Annotated in this window: 17 protein-coding genes; 7 read left to right on the top strand and 10 right to left on the bottom strand. The window is 73.0% G+C overall.

What is annotated here, in order from left to right; all coding sequences use genetic code 11:
- Positions 1–37: 37 nt before the first annotated feature.
- The 4 genes from ACZ6Y1_RS15975 to ACZ6Y1_RS15960 all read right to left on the bottom strand — a co-directional run bounded on the left by ACZ6Y1_RS15975 (position 38) and on the right by ACZ6Y1_RS15960 (position 5,257).
- Positions 38–1,732 (bottom strand): phosphatidylglycerol lysyltransferase domain-containing protein, encoded by a 1,695-nt coding sequence (locus tag ACZ6Y1_RS15975; RefSeq protein ID WP_469629112.1) that lies wholly within the window; start codon positions 1,730–1,732, stop codon positions 38–40.
- Between the two features lie 290 nt (positions 1,733–2,022).
- Entirely contained in the window at positions 2,023–3,078 is a 1,056-nt protein-coding gene (gene cobT / locus ACZ6Y1_RS15970; RefSeq protein WP_469629109.1) for a nicotinate-nucleotide--dimethylbenzimidazole phosphoribosyltransferase, read from the bottom strand.
- Between the two features lie 41 nt (positions 3,079–3,119).
- On the bottom strand, positions 3,120–4,049 hold the full coding sequence (locus tag ACZ6Y1_RS15965; protein ID WP_469628689.1) for a DMT family transporter: 930 nt from the start codon (positions 4,047–4,049) through the stop codon (positions 3,120–3,122).
- Between the two features lie 2 nt (positions 4,050–4,051).
- Positions 4,052–5,257 carry a bifunctional adenosylcobinamide kinase/adenosylcobinamide-phosphate guanylyltransferase gene (locus ACZ6Y1_RS15960; protein ID WP_469628686.1) on the bottom strand — a complete coding sequence of 402 codons (1,206 nt, stop codon included), beginning with the start codon at positions 5,255–5,257 and terminating at the stop codon, positions 4,052–4,054.
- Between the two features lie 103 nt (positions 5,258–5,360).
- On the opposite strand from ACZ6Y1_RS15960, the gene ACZ6Y1_RS15955 reads away from it, so the two are divergent.
- Positions 5,361–5,573: a hypothetical protein gene (locus tag ACZ6Y1_RS15955; protein WP_469628683.1), complete on the top strand. Its 213-nt coding sequence runs from the start codon at positions 5,361–5,363 to the stop codon at positions 5,571–5,573.
- Positions 5,574–6,084: 511 nt separating this feature from the next.
- Here the strand turns inward: ACZ6Y1_RS15955 and ACZ6Y1_RS15950 are convergent.
- Both ACZ6Y1_RS15950 and ACZ6Y1_RS15945 read right to left on the bottom strand, forming a co-directional pair.
- The gene (locus tag ACZ6Y1_RS15950) at positions 6,085–6,795 is read right to left on the bottom strand and encodes a class I SAM-dependent methyltransferase (protein WP_469628680.1); all 711 of its coding nucleotides are present in this window, start codon (positions 6,793–6,795) and stop codon (positions 6,085–6,087) included.
- Between the two features lie 74 nt (positions 6,796–6,869).
- Positions 6,870–7,469, bottom strand: a complete 600-nt coding sequence (locus ACZ6Y1_RS15945; RefSeq protein ID WP_469628677.1) for a DUF3043 domain-containing protein — start codon at positions 7,467–7,469, stop codon at positions 6,870–6,872.
- 255 nt (positions 7,470–7,724) lie between these two features.
- On the opposite strand from ACZ6Y1_RS15945, the gene ACZ6Y1_RS15940 reads away from it, so the two are divergent.
- Both ACZ6Y1_RS15940 and pspAA read left to right on the top strand, forming a co-directional pair.
- Complete coding sequence (locus ACZ6Y1_RS15940; protein WP_469628674.1) at positions 7,725–8,522, top strand: PspA/IM30 family protein; 798 nt, start codon at positions 7,725–7,727, stop codon at positions 8,520–8,522.
- A 13-nt stretch (positions 8,523–8,535) separates the two neighbouring features.
- Positions 8,536–8,814, top strand: coding sequence for a PspA-associated protein PspAA (gene pspAA / locus ACZ6Y1_RS15935; protein WP_469628672.1), 279 nt, complete (start codon positions 8,536–8,538; stop codon positions 8,812–8,814).
- A gap of 53 nt (positions 8,815–8,867) precedes the next feature.
- On the opposite strand, the gene ACZ6Y1_RS15930 is transcribed toward pspAA, so the two are convergent.
- Positions 8,868–9,644: a hypothetical protein gene (locus tag ACZ6Y1_RS15930; protein WP_469628669.1), complete on the bottom strand. Its 777-nt coding sequence runs from the start codon at positions 9,642–9,644 to the stop codon at positions 8,868–8,870.
- 70 nt (positions 9,645–9,714) lie between these two features.
- Here ACZ6Y1_RS15930 and ACZ6Y1_RS15925 point away from each other — a divergent pair, with 70 nt between their 5' ends.
- From ACZ6Y1_RS15925 to ACZ6Y1_RS15915, 3 genes are all read left to right on the top strand, one after another.
- Entirely contained in the window at positions 9,715–10,536 is an 822-nt protein-coding gene (locus ACZ6Y1_RS15925; RefSeq protein WP_469628667.1) for an adenosylcobinamide-GDP ribazoletransferase, read from the top strand.
- A gap of 33 nt (positions 10,537–10,569) precedes the next feature.
- Entirely contained in the window at positions 10,570–11,298 is a 729-nt protein-coding gene (locus ACZ6Y1_RS15920) for a response regulator (RefSeq protein ID WP_469628664.1), read from the top strand.
- A 145-nt stretch (positions 11,299–11,443) separates the two neighbouring features.
- Entirely contained in the window at positions 11,444–14,575 is a 3,132-nt protein-coding gene (locus ACZ6Y1_RS15915) for an efflux RND transporter permease subunit (RefSeq protein ID WP_469628662.1), read from the top strand.
- Between the two features lie 114 nt (positions 14,576–14,689).
- Here ACZ6Y1_RS15915 and nadA read toward each other — a convergent pair whose 3' ends face one another.
- Positions 14,690–15,877 carry a quinolinate synthase NadA gene (nadA, locus tag ACZ6Y1_RS15910; RefSeq protein ID WP_469628659.1) on the bottom strand — a complete coding sequence of 396 codons (1,188 nt, stop codon included), beginning with the start codon at positions 15,875–15,877 and terminating at the stop codon, positions 14,690–14,692.
- Positions 15,878–16,202: 325 nt separating this feature from the next.
- Between nadA and erpA the strand changes: the two genes are divergently transcribed.
- Entirely contained in the window at positions 16,203–16,559 is a 357-nt protein-coding gene (gene erpA, locus ACZ6Y1_RS15905; RefSeq protein ID WP_030010511.1) for an iron-sulfur cluster insertion protein ErpA, read from the top strand.
- Between the two features lie 85 nt (positions 16,560–16,644).
- On the opposite strand, the gene ACZ6Y1_RS15900 is transcribed toward erpA, so the two are convergent.
- On the bottom strand, positions 16,645–18,153 hold the full coding sequence (locus ACZ6Y1_RS15900; RefSeq protein ID WP_469628656.1) for a hypothetical protein: 1,509 nt from the start codon (positions 18,151–18,153) through the stop codon (positions 16,645–16,647).
- A 76-nt stretch (positions 18,154–18,229) separates the two neighbouring features.
- On the bottom strand, positions 18,230–18,469 hold the full coding sequence (locus tag ACZ6Y1_RS15895; RefSeq protein WP_469628653.1) for a hypothetical protein: 240 nt from the start codon (positions 18,467–18,469) through the stop codon (positions 18,230–18,232).
- Between the last annotated feature and the right edge of the window lie 101 nt (positions 18,470–18,570).

Genomic DNA, 18,570 nt, shown 5'->3' with positions numbered 1-18,570 from the left:
CTCGCGAACTGCCGGAGTGGGGATGTGGTCCGCGCTGTCAACGGCGGGTCTCCAGGTGTCTGCGGTGCAGCCACTTCGGAAGGCCGGGGGCCTCCAGGAAGCCCTCGGCCCGGCCCGCGGCGATGCCGATCCGCAGCAGGTCCGAACTCTTCTCGAAGAGCATGAACCGCGGTTCCCAGATCGGCCGGTATTTGGCGTTGGCCCGGTAGAGGGACTCGATCTGCCACCAGCGTGAGAAGAAGCTGAGCAGCGAGCGCCACATCCGCAGCACCGGACCGGCGCCGAGCTTGGAGCCGCGCTCGAAGACGGACCGGAACATCGCGAAGTTCAGCGAGACCTGGCTGACCCCGATCTCCTTGGAGCGTTCGAGGAGTTCGATGACCATGAACTCCATCAGCCCGTTCTCGGAGTCCCGGTCGCGGCGCATCAGGTCCAGCGACAGGCCCTTGGGCCCCCATGGCACGAAGGACAGCAGCGCGCGCAGATCGCCGTCGCCGTCGGTGCACTCCAGCATCACGCACTGGCCGTCGCCGGGGTCGCCCAGCCGGCCCAGCGCCATGGAGAAGCCGCGCTCGGTCGCGCCGTCGCGCCAGTCGTCGGCGCGGCGCAGCAGTTCGTCCATCTCCTCGGCGGGGATGTCGGCGTGGCGGCGGATGCGGACGGTGTACCCGGCCCGCTTGACGCGGTTGTAGGCCTGGCGGACGGTGCGCATGGCGCGGCCCTCCAGGGTGAACTCGCCGGTTTCGACGATGGCCTCGTCGCCGAGTTCCAGGGCGTCGAGGCCGTGGCGGGCGTAGATCTGCCCGGCCTCCTCGCTCGCGCCCATCACGGCCGGAACCCAGCCGTGTTCACGGGCCTCGGCCAGCCACGGCTCGATGGCACCGGGCCAGGCCTCGGGGTCGCCGATGGGGTCGCCGGAGGCCAGCGAGACCCCGCCGACGACGCGGTAGGTGACGGCGGCCTTGCCGGTGGGGGACCAGATGACGGACTTCTCGCGGCGCAGCGCGAAGTAGCCGAGGGAGTCCCGGTCACCCTGCCGGGCGAGCAGGGCCCGCAGCCGCTCCTCGTCCTCCTCGGTGATCGGGTCGACGGCGCGGCGCGAGCGGAAGGCGGCGAACAGCACGGCGACCAGCAGCAGCATCGACATCACGTTGATGGTGACGTTGACCCAGGCGGGCGTGCTGATCTCGTGGGCGATCTTGGCCTGCGGCTCCAGGGTGATCAGCCGCATCACGCCGTACTGCCAGCGGTCCCGGAAGGTGGCGTCGGCGCTGTGCCCGGCGGTGTTGGTCGCGCCGACGAGCAGGGCCGCGACCAGCGAGGTGGCGAGCAGGCCGACAGCGGCGACGGCGGTGGCGAGCGCGGGGTTGGAGCGGTCGCCGCGGGCGTAGAACTCCCGCCGGCCCAGCAGCAGGGCGCCGACGAAGAGCGCCGTCACGCCGAGCGAGATCCAGTTCTGGGTGTGCTCGCGGATCTCCTCGTACCGGTACAGCGCGTGTGCGAGGAGCAGGGCCAGGAGGCCGCTGAGGGCGAGGTTGAGGATCCAGGAGGCGCGCTTGCGGCGGCCGAGGGTGACGGCGAGCATCAGGGTGAAGAGCCCGGAGGCGAAGCCCGCGGTGAGCATGTACGGGGTGAAGAAGTCCTCGGCGTTGTGGTTGCGCAGGTCCTGGCCGAGCGAAACCCACACCGCGCTCAGGAAGTTGACGAAGGCGACCGTGCGCAGGTACCAGATCGCGAAGGCCGCGCCGCGCCGTGAGCGGGTGTCCCCCCTCTCGTTGTCCCCCTTGCTCCCCTTGTCGGACTCCCGGCCGGTGTCCCGGACGGCCCCCGCCGACTTTCCGGCGGGCCCGCCGCCGGTCTCTTTCCTGCTGGATGACGGAACGTTCGCCGGTGCGGCGCCACGGTCGGTCTCTGCGCTGGTCAAACGGACCTCTCCCATAAAAACCGATCATATGGGGCATAGCCGCCCATTTTTGGGCGGCTCCGGGGCGTGGCCTGGTCAGGGCCGCGGACCCCGGCGCCTTATTCCGCCGGCTCCTGCGGCGCCCGCTCCGGGAGCTCCGCCGCGAGCGCGGCGGCCGCCTGGACCAGGGGAAGAGCCAGCAAAGCCCCGGTACCCTCGCCCACTGTGACGCCGTGGTCGAGCAGGGGGTTGAGTGCCATCCGGTCCAAAGCCTTCGCCTGGCCCGGCTCACCGCTCGCCTGACCGGCCAGCCACCAGTCGGGCGCCCGGAACGCGGCCCGCTGGGCCACCAGCCCGCAGGCCGCCGAGACGATCCCGTCGAGGATCACCGGCGTACGGCGTACGGCGCACTGGAGCAGGAAACCGGTGATGGCGGCCACGTCGGCGCCGCCGACCGCGGCCAGCAGCGCGACCTGGTCGCCGAGGACCGGGCGGGCCCGGCGCAGCGCATCGCGGATCGCCGCGCACTTGCGCATCCAGGCCAGGTCGTCGATGGGCATCCCGCCGCGGCCCGTGACCACGGAGGAGTCGGTGCCGCACAGCGCGGCGACGAGCGTGGCGGCGACCGTGGTCCCGCCGACGCTGAGGTCCCCGAGCACGACCAGATCCGTACCGGAGTCGGCCTCCTCGTCGGCGATCCGCACCCCGAGTAGCAGCGCGGCCTCGGCCTCCTCGGCCGTCAGCGCGTCCTCCACGTCGATCCGGCCGCTGCCGCGCCGCACCCGGTGGCGGACCACGTCCTCGGGCAGCAGCTCCGGGTCGCAGTCGAGTCCCGCGTCGACGACGCGCACGCCCGCCCCGAGCCGGCCGGCCAGGACGGAGACGGGACTGGTCCCGTCGAGCACGCCCCGCACCAGCTCGTGGGCGGTGCCGGCGGCGCGGGCGGAGACGCCCTGCGAGGCGATGCCGTGATCGGCGGCGAACAGCACCACGCGCGGGCGCTCGACCGGCCTGACCGGCACCTGCCCCTGCGCGGCGGCGAGCCACTCGGCGAGCTCGTCGAGCCGGCCCAGCGCGCCGGGCGGGACGGCGAGGCGCTCACGGCGTTCCTCGGCATCACGCCGGACGCCCCCGTCGGGGCGCTCGATCAGATCGGAGAAGTCGTCGAGATTCAGCGTGCTCATCTGCCAGAGAGTACAGCCGGTGAGGCTCACCCTCAGGGGCCGTCCCGCCCACCCCGCCGCCCGCCCGTCCGACCGCCCCGCCGCCCGGCCGGACGCAGCGCGCCGAGGTGCACGCCGAGCAGTACCAGCGGGGCTCCCAGCAGCAGACCCGCCGTCAACTCCTCGTCGTCCAGCCACGCGGAGAGCACGATCGTCACCACCGGGATGACGACGAACACGTAGGCCGCGCGCGAGGCACCCCAGTGCTGCACCACCACCAGGTAGAGGACGAACGTCAGCACCGACCCCGCCACCACCATGTACGCGAGCGCCCACCAGGTCGCCGCCCGCTCCGGCAGCCGCCAGGCATCTCCGGCGGCGAACGAGCCGGCGAGCAGGAGCACCGCCCCGGAGCCCATGCCGACCGCGTTCATCGTCACCGGATGGACGGGCGGCAGCCGCCGCACGAGCACGGTCGCCTCGGCGAAGCACAGTACGGCGCCCAGCATCGCCAGCAGGGACAGCACCGGCACCCCGCCCTCGAGCGGCGCCCTCGACGCGAGCCCCACCCCGCCGGCCGCGACGAGCGTGCCCGCCAGCGCGGTCCACCGGAACGGCTCCTGACGCTGCGCCACCGCCAGCAGCAGCGCGGCCAGCGGCACCAGGGCCAGCAGGGTCTGCCCGAGCCCGGCGTGGATCCGTACGAGCGCGTAGTAGGCCAGGGCGAAGGTCACCCCGAAGTTGAGCACCCCGTACAGCACCGCCCCGGCCAGCGCCCGCCCGCGGGGCAGGGGCAGCCGCATGACGGCCATCACCGCCAGCAGCACCACGGCCGCCGCGCCGAAGCGCACCGCGGCGCCCCACAGCGGATCCAGCTCGCGGTTGCTGAACCGGACCCCGACCGCGTTGCCGCCGCCCAGCACGCAGCACGCGGCGAAGGCGGCGAGCCCGGCCCGCTCCCCGGTGTTCCCCGACTCGGCCACGGCTATTGCTTGAGTACGGTCACCTGCCCGGCGACGACGAGAAGCACGTGTTCGCACTCGCCCGCCACCGAGGCGTTCAGCCGGCCCAGCTCGTCGCGGAAACGGCGGCCCGAAGCGGTCGCCGGGACGACGCCCCCGCCCACCTCGTTGCTGACCAGCACCACCCGGCGGCGGCTCGCGCGCACCGCCGCCACCAGCTCCGCGGTCCGCTCGCGGAGGTCCTTCTGCCCGGTCGCGGCCCAGACCGCGTCGTCCCACGCCCCGGCCCGGTCCATCGCGTCCGTGAGCCACAGCGCCAGGCAGTCGATCAGCAGCGGCGGGCCGGACTCCGCCAGCAGCGGCGCCAGCTCGCAGGTCTCCAGCGTCCGCCAGCTCCCCGGCCGCCGCTCGCGGTGCAGGCCGATCCGCTGGGCCCACTCCGCGTCCCCGTCCCGGGTGCCGCCGGTCGCGACGTAGACCACCTCGGGGAAGGACTCCAGCCGCCGCTCCGCCTCCAGGGACTTGCCCGAGCGGGCCCCGCCCAGCACCAGGGTCCGGCGCGGCGTCTGCGCCGCCGCGTGGTACTCCCCGACGATCACGGTGGTGCCGTCGGGCACGGCCCGCGCCCCGGCGGCCGCGCACCTGCGCTCCAGCTCGCGGCCCGGCGGGGTGTCGTGGTCCACGTGCACGGCGATCACCTCCGTCCCGGGCCCGACCGCACCCGTCGCCCGCAGCCGGGCCAGGGCCTCCGGCCGGCCCAGCACGTCCGCGAGCACCATGTCGTACGGCCGCCGGCCCGTCTCGCCGTTGGTCCCGGCCGGGGCCCCGCCCGGCGGCAGGTACAGCAGCCGTCCGCCGTCCGGGCCCGTCACCTCGTAGCCGGTGCCCGGGGCGTCCATCGGAACCGCCCGCACCCGGTGCCCCGAGATCACCGACAGCTCCCGCCCGTCCGGGACCCGCCCCGCGGCCGGCAGCCCCGGCGGCAGCTCGACGGCGGGCCCGTCGTGCGGGTGGGTCAGCAGGACCTGCCGTACGCCGGCCAGCGAGTGCCCGGCCCGGGCGCCGGCCAGCACCGCCCCGGGGGTCAGGTCGAGCAGCAGGGCCCCGTCGACGAGTACGGCCGTCGCGGCCCGTGAGCGGGTGCCGACGGACAGCGCGCACGTCGCGCAGGGGCAGCCGGGGCGGGGCAGCCCCTGGGGTGTACCGGTGCCGAGCAGAGTGAGTTCCACAGGATGATCCTCCCGCTTCCCCGGGACTGGTGCGCGCCCGGCTACTCTGCGGGCAGACTCAAGGCGAGAAGCGCGCACCAGCGGACGAGCAACGGAGGCGGACATGGCGTGGACGTGGCGGTTCGAGAAGGCCGACGGCACCGAGACGGCGCCGGCGGTGGTCCCGGAGGAGTTCACCACGCAGGGGGACGCGGAGTCCTGGATCGGTGAGGTCTGGAAGGAACTGCTGGAGGGCGGCGCGGAGCGGGTGCGGCTGTCGGACGACGCCGGGGCGGAGATCTACGCGATGTCCCTGCGGGAGGCCCTGGACGCGTAGCCCCTGCGGGGACGCCCGCCGAACCCGGGGCTCCGCGCCGGCCCCGTGCGGCACCGAGCCGGGGCTCCGCCCCGCGCCCCGCACGGGCCGGCGGGAGCCCCCACGGTGCAGCCCCGGCAACGTTGAGGCCCCCACCCAGCCCCGCCGGCGTTTGAGGCGCGGGGTCTGGGGCGGAGCCCCAGGGCGGGTCCGGGCGGAGCCCGGGGAACGGTGGAAGGGCGGGTAGGGGACCAGCTCCGCGCAGCGGCGTCGTAGCGGGCCGCCGGGGCCGGGGTACCTCCTCGGGCGTCGAACCTGCAGAGGCACCGGCAAGCAGAACGTGGTTGCATTCGACGCCCTGCGGGGGCACCCCGCCACACACCCGACCCCGACGGCGCGGGGGTGCCAGCTGGTCAGCCCGCCGGGCGTTCGGTACGCATCCGGCCCGGCGGTGCGGGGGCGGCAGCAGGGGCGGCCCGCCGGGCATCCGGCCTCGGCCGCGCGGGGGCGATGGGGGCCGGCCCGCCGGAGGCTACTGGCCGCGGACCCCGCAGAGGTGGAGCAGCGCCGCCACTCCCCGGTAGGGATCGGTGCGCCCCGCGCGGTCCTCGACGGTCAGGAGGCGCTCCAGCTCCTCGTCCGCCGGCAGGGACTCGCCCGCTTCCGTCCCGTCGGTGAAGACCCGCACCCCGTACCAGGAGTGCAGCGGCGCCCCGATACCGGCGAGGGTGGCCGTCAGGTCGGCCAGGCGGTCGGCGCGTACGTCCAGGCCGAGCCGGTTCCTGTAGTCGACGGTGTCGAAGGCCGCCAGCGCGCCCTTCCAGTCGGCGTCCAGCCCCGGCCGCATGGCGAGCGCGTCGCCGTTGCGGACCAGCAGGGACAAGAGGCCGCCGGGGGCGAGCATGCGGGCCAGCCCGGCGAGCATGGCGTCCGGCTCGGGCACGTACATCAGCACCCCGTGGCACAGCACCACGTCGAAGCTGCCCGGCGTGAAGTGCGCGCCGGTCTCGCGGCCGTCGCCCTCCATGAGGAGGACCCGGTCCTGGATCCCCGCCGGCTCGGCGGCCAGCGCCGCCCGGGCGACGGCGAGCATGCCGGCGTCCTTCTCCAGGCCCGTCACCTTGTGACCGGCGCGTGCCAGCCGCAGTGCCTGCGTGCCCTGGCCCATGCCCACGTCGAGGACGCGCAGCCGCTGTCCGACCGGGAAGCGCTGCGAGATCTGCTCGTCGACCTGCCGGCCCACGAGTTCCTGGCGGACGGCGTTACGCAGTCCCCCCAGGCCCTCCAGCCAGAGCCGGGCGCCCTCGGCGAATCCGCTCAGGGCCGTTCCCCGCGCTTGACCTGCGGCTTCGGCAGACGCAGCCGGCGCATCTGGAGGGTGCGCATCAGGCCGTACGCGACGGCGCCGCGGCGGGGCTCGTCCGGGAAGCGCTGGTTGATGGCCTTGCGCAGGCGGAACACCAGGCCGATGGAGTCGACGATGATCAGGGCGATCACGCCGAGCCACAGCAGCAGCGCGATGTTCTGGATCTGCGGCTGCCGGATCATGCTCAGGACCAGGATGATCACCGCCAGGGGCAGGAACATCTCGGCGACGGAGAAGCGGGAGTCCACGTAGTCGCGGACGAACCGGCGGACGGGGCCCTTGTCGCGCGCGGGCAGGTAGCGCTCGTCGCCGCTGGCCAGCGCTTCGCGCTGCTTGGCCATCTCCACGCGACGGCGCTCACGGGCCCGCTTGGCGTCTTCCTTGCGATTGCCGGTCGAGGCCACCACGGCCTTGCGCTGCGACTGGGCCACAGCACGCTTCGGCGTAGGGCGGCCCTTCGGGGCCTGCGGGTCACGGGGCTGCGAGAGGTCGGCGCTCACCTTGTCGGTGGCGGCGGCCTTCTCTTCCTTGGAGGAGCGGCTACCAAACACAGACCCAACCCTACGTTGTCGAGCGCATGGGCCCCACCCCGGCGGGGAACGATCCGGCAACGGCGGGCGTCTACCCGGGTGCGAGGCTCTTCGGGGGCACACCTACTCCTCACGCCTGATACGGCGGGAGCGGAGTCGTCCTGGAGGAGGAGCGCATCCGCACTCGAACAGTGCGGTAATGGAGACAGGCCCCGTACTGTGGGTCTTGTCGGTGACCTGGAACACAGTCCGTCCAGAAGGGGGCGCGCGAAGCCCATGAGCGGTGTCATGAAGCGTATGGGGATGATCTTCCGCGCGAAGGCGAACAAGGCCCTTGACCGGGCCGAGGACCCGCGCGAGACCCTCGACTACTCGTACCAGAAGCAGCTGGAGCTGCTGCAGAAGGTGCGTCGCGGAGTCGCCGACGTGGCGACCTCCCGCAAGCGCCTGGAGCTGCAGCTGAACCAGCTGCAGGGGCAGTCCGCCAAGCTGGAGGACCAGGGCCGCAAGGCGCTGGCGCTGGGCCGCGAGGACCTGGCCCGGGAGGCGCTGTCCCGTCGCGCCTCGCTCCAGCAGCAGGTCAGCGACCTGGAGGTGCAGCACCAGACCCTGCAGGGCGAGGAGGAGAAGCTGACGCTGGCCTCCCAGCGCCTGCAGGCCAAGGTGGACGCCTTCCGGACGAAGAAGGAGACCATCAAGGCCACCTACACCGCGGCCCAGGCGCAGACCCGGATCGCGGAGTCCTTCTCGGGTATCTCCGAGGAGATGAGCGACGTCGGCCTGGCCATCCAGCGGGCCGAGGACAAGACCGCGCAGCTCCAGGCCCGGGCCGGCGCGATCGACGAGCTGCTCGCGTCGGGCGCGCTCGACGACCAGAGCGGTCTCGGCTCGAAGGACGACATCCAGGCCGAGCTGGACCGCCTGTCGGGCGGCACGGACGTCGAGCTGGAGCTCCAGCGGATGAAGGCGGAGCTCGCGGGGGGTCCCTCCGCCCAGCAGCAGGCCATCGAGGGCGGCGCCCCGGGCGCCGGCCAGCAGCAGTCGCAGACCCAGCACCGGTTCGACAAGCAGTAGGACGGGGCCCGTCATGATTGTCCGCATCATGGGGGAAGGCCAGGTGAAGGTGGCCGACAGCCACTTCACCGAGCTCAACGAGCTGGACGACGCGCTCCTGGAGGAGATGGAGGGCGGTGACGAGGAGGGCTTCCGGCGGACACTGGGGGCGCTGCTCGAAGCCGTACGGCGGCTCGGCGAGCCGCTGCCGGACGACGCGCTGGAGCCGTCCGAACTGATCCTGCCCGGAGGGGACGCGACGCTGGACGAGGTCAGGGACATGCTCAGCGACGACGGCCTGATCCCGGGCTGAGCAGGTCACTCGACACGAAGACGGGCCCGTCCCAGGGGCATGGGGCGGGCCCGTCATCGGTTCTCGGGCTTCTCCAGGGAGACGGCGGGCCGCTTCGGGTCCGGGGTCCCGCCGATGAAGTTCTCGAACTTGCGGCGGGGCGCCGCCCAGCGTCGGTCGTGGTGGAAGGCGCGCAGTGCGGCCTTGGCGCGGGCGCGCGGACGGTTCGCGTAGAACCTCTTCGCGTACGGGGATCCGGGCCGGGCCAGCCGGATCGCGCCGACGAGCGCCACGAAGGGGATGACCACCCCGAAGATCGCGGTGCGGGCCTTGCCCTTCCACAGGGCGATCAGGGCGAGGAAGAAGTTGGTGGACGTGTTCATGGCGACCAGTCCGCGGCTCTGCCGTTCGTCGGCGGTCAGGTCGTTCACCCCGAAGGGCAGGAAGCCGCCGAGGACCAGGGCCACCAGCGCGGCCGTCAGGACCACGATCTCCACGCTCTTGCGGCCCTCCTCGCTCCAGTACACGTCGTCGAGGTGCAGGATCAGCGCGAACTCGTCCAGGACCAGGCCCGCCCCCAGACCGAAGATCACGGCCGAGAGCCCGGCGGCGAGGCCGTGCCGGGCGCTGCCGACCGCGCCGAAGCCGCCGATGATCACGAGGATCACGCCGGGCACCACGTGGTGGACGTGCAGGCCGCCCGGGGTGATGTTCTTGAAGGGGCCCCGGCCGGCCCGGATCAGCCGGGTGATCACACGGGTGACCAGGAACGACGTCACGAAGGCGAGCAGCGCGAGGAGCATGGGCAGCTTCCCCGGCTCGACGATGTTCCGGTACCACCAGTGACCCATCCCACTGCCTCCCTCTTTGGTGGGTATTGGGCAATTTACCGTCCGGGGTGAGCGGGTAGCGTTCGCGCCGATGACAGATTCGTACGAAGAAACGGCGCCCACGCCGCCCGCGGAGCGTGCCACGCTCCTCGACGGCGTGCGCTTCGCGTTCGGCACGCTCACCGTGCTGCCCGCCCGCATCACCCGCTGGGACCGCCCCGCCGCCCGCACCGGGATGGCCTGCGCCCCGCTCGCCGGACTGGTCGTCGGCCTGCTCGCCGCCGTGCCCGGGGTGCTGCTGGCGGCGCTCGGAGGCGGGCCGCTGCTCGCCGCGGCCGTCACCGTCGCCGTACCGGCGGCCCTGACCCGGGGCCTGCACCTGGACGGCCTCGCCGACACCGCCGACGGCCTGGGCAGCGCCAAACCTGCCGAGGACGCCCTGCGCATCATGAAGCAGTCCGACATCGGCCCCTTCGGCGTGGTGACCCTGGTGCTGACGCTGCTGGTGCAGGTCGCCGCCCTGGCCGACGCCTACGCCGACGGCTGGGCGCGCGGCGCCCTCGCCGCCGTCACCGCCGCCGTGGCCGCCCGCCTCGCCATGACCCTCGCCTCCCGGGACGGCGTCCCGCCGGCCCGCCCCGAAGGCCTCGGCGCGGCCGTCGCCGGAGTGGTCCCGCGCCGCACGGCCGCCGCCCTCGCCGCCGTGACGACACTGGCCGCGGCGGCCGCCGCCCTCCCCCTGGGCCTCCCGGCCACCGCCCGCGCCGCCGTGGCGGTCGCGGCCGCCCTCCTCGCCGCGGAACTCCTGCTCCGCCGCTGCGTACGCCGCTTCGACGGGGTCACCGGGGACGTCTTCGGCGCCCTGGCCGAAACCGCGGCGACCACCGCCCTGATCGTCCTCGCCCTCGGCTGACCCCGCGGGCAACGGCCCACGTACGCTCACCCCGTGGACCACACTCCGACGGAACCGACCGCGGCCGCGCCCATCAGGGTGCTGCTCGCCGACGACCAGGCGCTGCTGCGCTCCGCCTTCAAGGTGCTCGTCGACTCCGAGCCCGACATGCACGTCGTCGGGGAGGCCTCCGACGGGGCGCAGGCCTTCGCGCTCGCCCGGGAGACCCGGGCGGACGTGGTGCTCATGGACATCCGGATGCCCGGCACCGACGGCCTCGCCGCCACCCGGATGATCAGCGCGGATCCCGAACTCGCCGCCGTGCGCGTGGTGATGCTCACCACCTTCGAGGTCGACGAGTACGTGGTCCAGGCCCTGCGCGCCGGTGCCTCCGGGTTCCTCGGGAAGGGGGCCGAGCCGGAGGAGCTGCTCAACGCGATCCGCGTCGCCGCCGCCGGTGAGGCCCTGCTCTCCCCGGCCGCCACCAAGGGACTCATCGCGACCTTCCTCGCCCAGGGCGGCGGCACCGACCCGGGCGCGGCCGCGGGCGCGGCGGGCTCGCACGCGCAGCGGCTCGCCGCGCTGACCGGCCGCGAGCGCGAGGTCCTCGTACACGTGGCGGCGGGGCTGTCCAACGACGAGATCGCCGGCCGGCTGGAGGTCAGCCCGCTCACCGTCAAGACCCACGTGAACCGGGCCATGGCCAAACTCGGCGCCCGGGACCGCGCCCAATTGGTGGTCATCGCGTACGAATCGGGACTGGTCCGGCCCCGCGCCGAGTAGCGGTGCACGCGGCGCGGTAGTGCCGCGTACTGCGGACGCGGTATGCAGCGCATAAGGACGGGACCTGGGGGCGACGCGGGAGGGCCCGGCCGCGGGACAGGCTGGGAACGCCCTTGCGTTCCCACTGCAGAGAGATCCCACACCCATGTCCTGGCTGTCCCGCTTCAGCCTTGCCCAACGGGCGTTGATCGGCCTCGTGTCGCTCGTCGCGCTCCTCTTCGGCGCCATCGCCATCCCGCAGCTCAAGCAGCAGCTGCTGCCGTCCATCGAACTGCCGATGGTCTCCGTGCTCGCGCCGTACCAGGGCGCTTCGCCCGACGTGGTGGAGAAGCAGGTCGTCGAACCGATCGAGGCCATGCTGAAGGGCGTCGACGGAATCACCGGCATCACCTCCACCGCCAGTGAGGGCAACGCCCTCATCATGGCCACCTTCGACTACGGCGACAGCGGCACCAAGCAGCTCGTCGCCGACGTCCAGCAGGCCGTCAACCGGGCCCGGGTCCGGCTGCCCGCCGAGGTGGACCCGCAGGTGGTGGCCGGTTCCACCGACGACATCCCGACGGTGATCCTCGCCGTCACCTCCGACAAGGACCAGCAGGCCCTCGCCGACCAGCTGGAACGTTCCGTCGTCCCCGTCCTGTCGGACATCGAGGGCGTCGGCCAGGTCACCGTCGACGGCGTCCAGGACCTCCAGGTCACCGTCACCCCCGACGACGCGAAGCTCGCGGCCGCCGGCCTCGACGGCGCCACCCTCGCCCAGGGCCTGCAGGCGGGCGGCGCGACCGTCCCCGCCGGCTCCTTCGACGAGGCCGGCAAGAACCGGACCGTCCGCGTCGGCACCGGCTACACCTCCCTCGCCCAGGTCCAGGACCTGCGTCTGAGCGCCGGCCCGGGCAAGCCGGCCGTCCGCCTCGCCGACGTCGCCACCGTGAAGCAGGAGGCCGCCAAGGCCGTCTCCATCACCCGTACCAACGGCAAGCCCAGCCTCGCCCTCGTCATGACCATGGACAAGGACGGCAGCGCCGTCGCCATCTCCGACGCCGTCGAGGACAAGCTGCCCGAGCTGCGTTCCACCCTCGGCGCCGGCGCCGAGCTGACCGTCGTCAGCGACCAGGGACCGGCCGTCGCCAAGTCCATCTCCAGCCTCACCACCGAGGGCATGCTCGGCCTGCTCTTCGCCGTGATCGTGATCCTGGTCTTCCTGGCCTCGCTGCGCTCGACGCTGGTCACGGCGGTCTCCATCCCGCTGTCCGTCGTCCTCGCGCTGATCGTGCTGTGGACCCGCGACCTGTCGCTCAACATGCTGACGCTGGGCGCGCTCACCATCGCCATCGGCCGTGTCGTCGACGACTCGATCGTGGTCCTGGAGAACATCAAGCGCCACCTCGGCTACGGCGAGGAGCGCGAGAGCGCCATCCTCACCGCGGTCAGGGAGGTGGCCGGCGCGGTCACCTCCTCCACCCTCACCACCGTGGCCGTCTTCCTGCCGATCGGCCTCGTCGGCGGCATGATCGGCGAGCTCTTCGGTTCCTTCTCGCTCACCGTCACCGCGGCCCTGCTGGCCTCGCTGATCGTCTCGCTGACGGTCGTGCCGGTGCTGTCGTACTGGTTCCTCAGCGCGCCGAAGGGCGTCGCCGCCGGGGACGCCGAGAGCGCCGCCAAGGCCCGCCGCGAAGCGGAGGAGAAGGAGGCGGCAGCCAAGCTCCAGCGCCTGTACGTACGTGTCCTGGGCTTCGCCACCCGCCGCCGCCTGACGAGCGTGGCCATCGCCGTGGTCGTCCTCCTCGGCACCTTCGGCATGACCCCGCTGCTCAAGACCAACTTCTTCGACCAGGGCGAGCAGCAGGTCCTGACGGTCAAGCAGGAACTCGCCCCCGGCACCTCCCTGGCCGCCTCCGACGAGGCCAGCCGCAAGATCGAGAAGGTGCTGGCCTCGGTCGACGGCGTCAAGAGCTACCAGGTCACCGTCGGCTCCTCCGGCTTCCTCGCGGCCTTCGGCGGCGGCACCGGCTCCAACCAGGCCTCGTACCAGGTCTCCCTGAAGGACTCGGGCGAGGCCGAAAGCGTCAAGAAACAGATCGAGGGCAGGCTCGCCGCGCTCGAAGGCATCGGCGAGACCCGGATCGCCGCGGGCGACGGCTTCGGCAACCAGAACCTCAGCGTGGTCGTCAAAGCCGGGGACGCCGCGGTCCTCGCCAAGGCCGCCGACCAGGTCCGCGCCGAGGTCGCCACCCTCGAGAACGTCACCGACGTCCAGAGCGACCTCTCCCAGTCCGTGCCCCGGATCTCGGTGACCGCCACCCCCAAGGCCGCCGAACTGGGCCTGAACCAGGCCGCGCTCGGCGGGATCGTCGCCCAGGCCGTACGCGGCAACCCGGCGGGCAAGGCCGTACTGGACGACACCGAGCGGGACATCGTCATCAAGTCCGCGCAGCCGGCCACCACCCTGGCCCAGCTGCAGGCCCTCCCGGTCGGCCCCGTCAAGCTCGGTGACATCGCCGAGGTCAAGGAGGTCCCCGGCCCGGTCGCGATGACCCGGATCGACGGCGCCCGCGCCGCCACCATCACCGCGCGGCCGGTCGGCGACAACACCGGCGCCGTCAGCTCCGACCTCCAGACCAAGATCAAGGCCCTGAAGCTGCCCGAGGGCGCCACCGCCTCCATCGGCGGCGTCTCCGAGGACCAGGACGAGGCCTTCGCCTCGCTGGGCCTGGCCATGTTCGCGGCCATCGCGATCGTCTTCATGCTGCTGGTCGCGACCTTCCGCTCGCTGGTCCAGCCGCTGATCCTGCTGGTCTCCATCCCGTTCGCGGCGACCGGCGCGATCGGCCTGCTCCTGGTCACCGGCACCCCGATGGGCGTCCCGGCGATGATCGGCATGCTGATGCTCATCGGCATCGTCGTGACCAACGCGATCGTCCTGATCGACCTGGTCAACCAGTACCGGGCCCAGGGCCTCGGCGTCGTCGAAGCCGTCGTCGAAGGCGGCCGGCACCGCCTGCGCCCGATCCTGATGACGGCCCTGGCGACGATCTTCGCCCTGCTCCCGATGGCGCTCGGCGTCACCGGCGAGGGCGGCTTCATCTCGCAGCCGCTCGCGGTCGTGGTGATCGGCGGCCTGGTCACCTCGACGCTGCTGACCCTGCTCCTGGTGCCGACGCTCTACACGATGGTGGAGCTGCGCAAGGAGCGCCGCCGCGCCAGGCGCTCGGCGAAGCGCGAGGCCCGACTGACGGTGGTCGCCCCCAGGGAGGAGGAGACGCCGGCCGGTGTCTGACCGGGCCCGGCCGGGCCTCGACGGCCCGGCCCGCCCGGCCGCACGCCGAAGGGGCGGCCCCCACGCGGGGGCCGCCCCTTCGGGCGTCTGCGGTCCGGGGCCCGGACGTACTCGCTACGGGAGCGCCAGCATCCGCTCCAGCGCGAGCTTCGCGAAGCTCTCGGTCTCCTTGTCGACCTGGATCTGGTTGACGAGGTTGCCCTCGGCCAGGGACTCCAGGGTCCACACCAGGTGGGGGAGGTCGATGCGGTTCATCGTCGAGCAGAAGCAGACCGTCTTGTCGAGGAAGACGACCTCCTTGTCCTCCGCGGCGAAACGGTTCGCCAGGCGGCGGACCAGGTTCAGCTCGGTGCCGATGGCCCACTTGGAGCCGGCCGGGGCCGCCTCCAGCGCCTTGATGATGTACTCCGTCGAACCGACGTAGTCCGCGGCCGCGACGACCTCGTGCTTGCACTCGGGGTGCACCAGGACGTTCACGCCGGGGATCCGCTCGCGCACGTCGTTCACCGAGTCCACCGAGAACCGGCCGTGGACCGAGCAGTGGCCGCGCCACAGGATCATCTTCGCGTTCCGCAGCTCCTCGACGGTCAGGCCGCCGTTCGGCTTGTGCGGGTTGTAGAGCACGCAGTCGTCCAGGGACATGCCCATGTCGCGGACGGCGGTGTTGCGGCCCAGGTGCTGGTCGGGGAGGAAGAGCACCTTCTCGCCCTGCTCGAAGGCCCACTCCAGGGCCTTCTTCGCGTTGGACGAGGTGCAGATCGTGCCGCCGTGCTTGCCGGTGAAGGCCTTGATGTCGGCGGAGGAGTTCATGTACGAGACGGGGACCGTCGCACCGGCGACACCGGCCTCGGTCAGCACGTCCCAGCACTCCGCGACCTGCTCGGCGGTGGCCATGTCGGCCATCGAGCAGCCTGCCGCGAGGTCGGGCAGGACGACCTTCTGGTCGTCCGAGGTCAGGATGTCCGCGGACTCGGCCATGAAGTGCACGCCGCAGAAGACGATGTATTCGGCCTCCGGCTTGGCGGCCGCGTCCCTGGCCAGCTTGAAGGAGTCGCCGGTGACGTCCGCGAACTCGATGACCTCGTCACGCTGGTAGTGGTGGCCGAGGATGAAGACCTTGTCGCCAAGCTTCTCCTTGGCCGCACGGGCGCGGGCCACCAGGTCCGGGTCGGACGGAGAGGGCAGGTCGCCGGGGCACTCCACCCCGCGCTCGCTCTTCGGGTCGGCTTCGCGGCCGAGCAGCAGCAGGGCGAGGGGCGTCGGCTGGACGTCCAAAGGCTGGGCGGTGGTCACGACACGCACCCTTTCTGTTCTGCGACAAGGGACTTCCGGAGGGTCGGAAGGCCGGACTACTGGAAGATCGCTTCGGCTTCTCGTCTATATGACGCTATCTATCATAACCGCTTCATGTCAGTTTGACGATGCCGATAGTGTCAATGTGACGCATCAGCCCGCCGATCCGTCCCCGTCCTTTCGGGCCCCTCCGCCGCGCGGTGTGCGAGCATGAATATCTGAGACAAGCGTCGGGTCCGGAATGAAATCGCGGTCCCGCTCGTTGCCACCGACGGCAAGAGTCCGACGAATCCCCGCCCCGGCGGGGAGCCGCCCACTTCGGGAGTGAATGTAGATGTCCGTACAGGACGACAAGACCACTGTGAGCGACGGCATCCTCCTGTCCGACGCCGCCGCCGAAAAGGTCAGGACCCTGCTGGAGCAGGAAGGCCGCGATGACCTGGCGCTCCGCGTCGCCGTCCAGCCCGGCGGCTGCTCCGGCCTGCGCTACCAGCTCTTCTTCGACGAGCGCTCCCTCGACGGCGACGTCGTCAAGGACTTCGACGGTGTGAAGGTCGTCACGGACCGGATGAGCTCCCCGTACCTCCACGGTGCCTCCATCGACTTCGTCGACACCATCGAGAAGCAGGGCTTCACGATCGACAACCCGAACGCCACGGGCTCCTGCGCCTGCGGCGACTCGTTCAGCTAAGCCGGGAAGCAGTACCCGCGAGCACGACGAGGGCCCGCCGCCGGTCGCATCCGACCGGCGGCGGGCCCTCGTCGTGCACCCGCCCCTACTGCCGGGGGAGCGGCTTGCCCGTGGTCGCGTCGAGCACCTTCCGGGCGCCCAGCGGCTGCTGGAGCACGGCCGTCGCGGACATCTCCTGAGCGAGCATGATGCACGCCTTGCCCGGCTCCTTCGGGGTGTCCGTGATCTTCACCAGAACCGACTCCGCGGACTCCCGCGCCTCCAGCGCGTAGGTGCTGCACGGGCTGCCCCAGAAGTTCACGGTCAGCTTCCGGTCCGCCTCCGCGTACGAGAACCCCGGCACGGTGCGGCCGTCCTTCGGGCCCACTGAGGTCTGCGGGGGAGCCTGCGCGGCGGCCGGCTCGGTGACCGCGTGCCCGGGAGCCCCGTCCCGGCCCGCCACCTCGAAGATCCAGGCCGGGACCAGGCCCCGCACCCCGTCCACGGTCCCCGGGACCAGGCCGAGCGAAGCCCCCTTGACCGTCTCCGTACGCGGCGGCTTCATCGGCCGGGGCTCCGGATTGCACGGCGGGGTGTCCGTCGAGCCGACCGGGGTGTCCGGATCCAGCGGCACCGAGGTCGCGCAGCCGCTCGGCCCGGGGCCGGCGCCCTCCTGGCCGCTCGACCGCGCGTTCAGCCGGGCCAGCGCCTCCGCGGCCCCGACCACCGGCTGCTCGGCCGCCCGTACGGGGGCCTTCAGCTCACCGCTGCCGCCCACCACCGAGGAGTCGGCGCCCACGCTCACCGTGGTCGACCAGCCCTGCGTGGGCAGCTTGCCGAACACCGGGTCCGCCTTCACCACCCGTACCGAGCCCTGGACGAGCCGGGCGTCGAGCGCGGCCCCCTCCAGCCCGGCGGCGGCCAGCACCGGGCGGGCGGCGGCCTTCGCGGCCTCCTCCGACACCGGGTTGCCCGACCCCGCGCCGCCCGCGCCGCCGTCGCCCCCGCCCTGCGGGAGGGTGGCCGGGCCGCAGGTGTCCTTGCCGCGCACGCAGTTGTCCCCGGCGCCGCTGCCGTTCCCCTGGTGCCGGGCGAAGTTCCAGGTCCCCGGCGCCTTCGCGGACACCGTCAGCAGGGGCCCGGAGCCGTCCGCCGCCTCGCCGGCCAGCCAGGTCTCCCCGGCGAGCCGCGGAGTGCCCGGGATGCCGAGGGCCGTCGCGAGGCGGGCCACCTCCTCCGCCGTGACCTCCCCGGACGCGGCGTAGGCCGGAGCCGTCGCCGGGCCGTCCGGGAGCTTCCCGTCCGCCCGGTACGTGACCGGCCCGCCGGACGGGTCGGGCTCCCCGGGCGCGATGCCCGGCCCGGGGGGATCTCCCGCGTCCCGGGGCGCCGAGGCCGTGCCGGCGCCCGTACGACCGCCCGCCGGGCCGTCGCCGTACGCCGTGGCCGCCCAGTACGCGCTCCCGCCGCCCGCCAGCAGGACGGCGGCCGCGATCGAGGCGACGGCCCAGGCGGGCCGCCGGCGCACTGCACGGGATGTCTCCGCCGCACCGGCCGGGCCGGCCGTGTCTCCCAGGTCGGCCCCGTCGGCCGCATCGGGTCGTTCGCTGGTCACCGCATCGCTCCTTCACCGGTCCCGCATGCCTTGCCTGATGCGGGTGTGACGGAACAGACGCGCAACCGGTTCCCCGCTACTGGTCCCCGTACGCCGCGGTGCCGGCGATCAGCCGGGCCGAGGCCGCCGGGACCCGGATGCCGTGGATCTGCGAGGGCGCCACGCGGAGGGGGCGGGGCCCCGCCGGAACCGTCCAGTGCGGGGCCATCCGGGCGCAGTCGCCCAGGAGGCCGGCGAATCCGGGCTGACGCGGGCCTTCCGCGCCGGGCCGCGCGGAGGTGTACTCGGAGTAGCCGAAACCGTCGGTGTAGGTCATGAAGGCACCGTAGGCACCGCGGCTCATGCGAAGAAAGAGCTACTACGGGGTAGTTTCGGGCGTTCGGCTGGGGGCCGCTCACCGGGTAGTTTTGACTGTCC

The sequence above is a fragment of the Streptomyces sp. NPDC053432 genome (assembly GCF_055585365.1).
Note: the sequence above shows the minus strand (reverse complement) of the source record. Positions and strands in the feature narration are given on the sequence as shown.

Bases quoted from the DNA above. Each gene is read 5' to 3' on its own strand.
- ACZ6Y1_RS15895 (WP_469628653.1), bottom strand. From the start codon at position 18,469: ATGACCTACACCGACGGTTTCGGCTACTCCGAGTACACCTCCGCGCGG.
- ACZ6Y1_RS15955 (WP_469628683.1), top strand. From the start codon at position 5,361: ATGGCGTGGACGTGGCGGTTCGAGAAGGCCGACGGCACCGAGACGGCG.
- pspAA (WP_469628672.1), top strand. From the start codon at position 8,536: ATGATTGTCCGCATCATGGGGGAAGGCCAGGTGAAGGTGGCCGACAGC.
- ACZ6Y1_RS15930 (WP_469628669.1), bottom strand. From the start codon at position 9,644: ATGGGTCACTGGTGGTACCGGAACATCGTCGAGCCGGGGAAGCTGCCC.
- ACZ6Y1_RS15915 (WP_469628662.1), top strand. From the start codon at position 11,444: ATGTCCTGGCTGTCCCGCTTCAGCCTTGCCCAACGGGCGTTGATCGGC.
- ACZ6Y1_RS15925 (WP_469628667.1), top strand. From the start codon at position 9,715: ATGACAGATTCGTACGAAGAAACGGCGCCCACGCCGCCCGCGGAGCGT.
- erpA (WP_030010511.1), top strand. From the start codon at position 16,203: ATGTCCGTACAGGACGACAAGACCACTGTGAGCGACGGCATCCTCCTG.
- ACZ6Y1_RS15940 (WP_469628674.1), top strand. From the start codon at position 7,725: ATGAGCGGTGTCATGAAGCGTATGGGGATGATCTTCCGCGCGAAGGCG.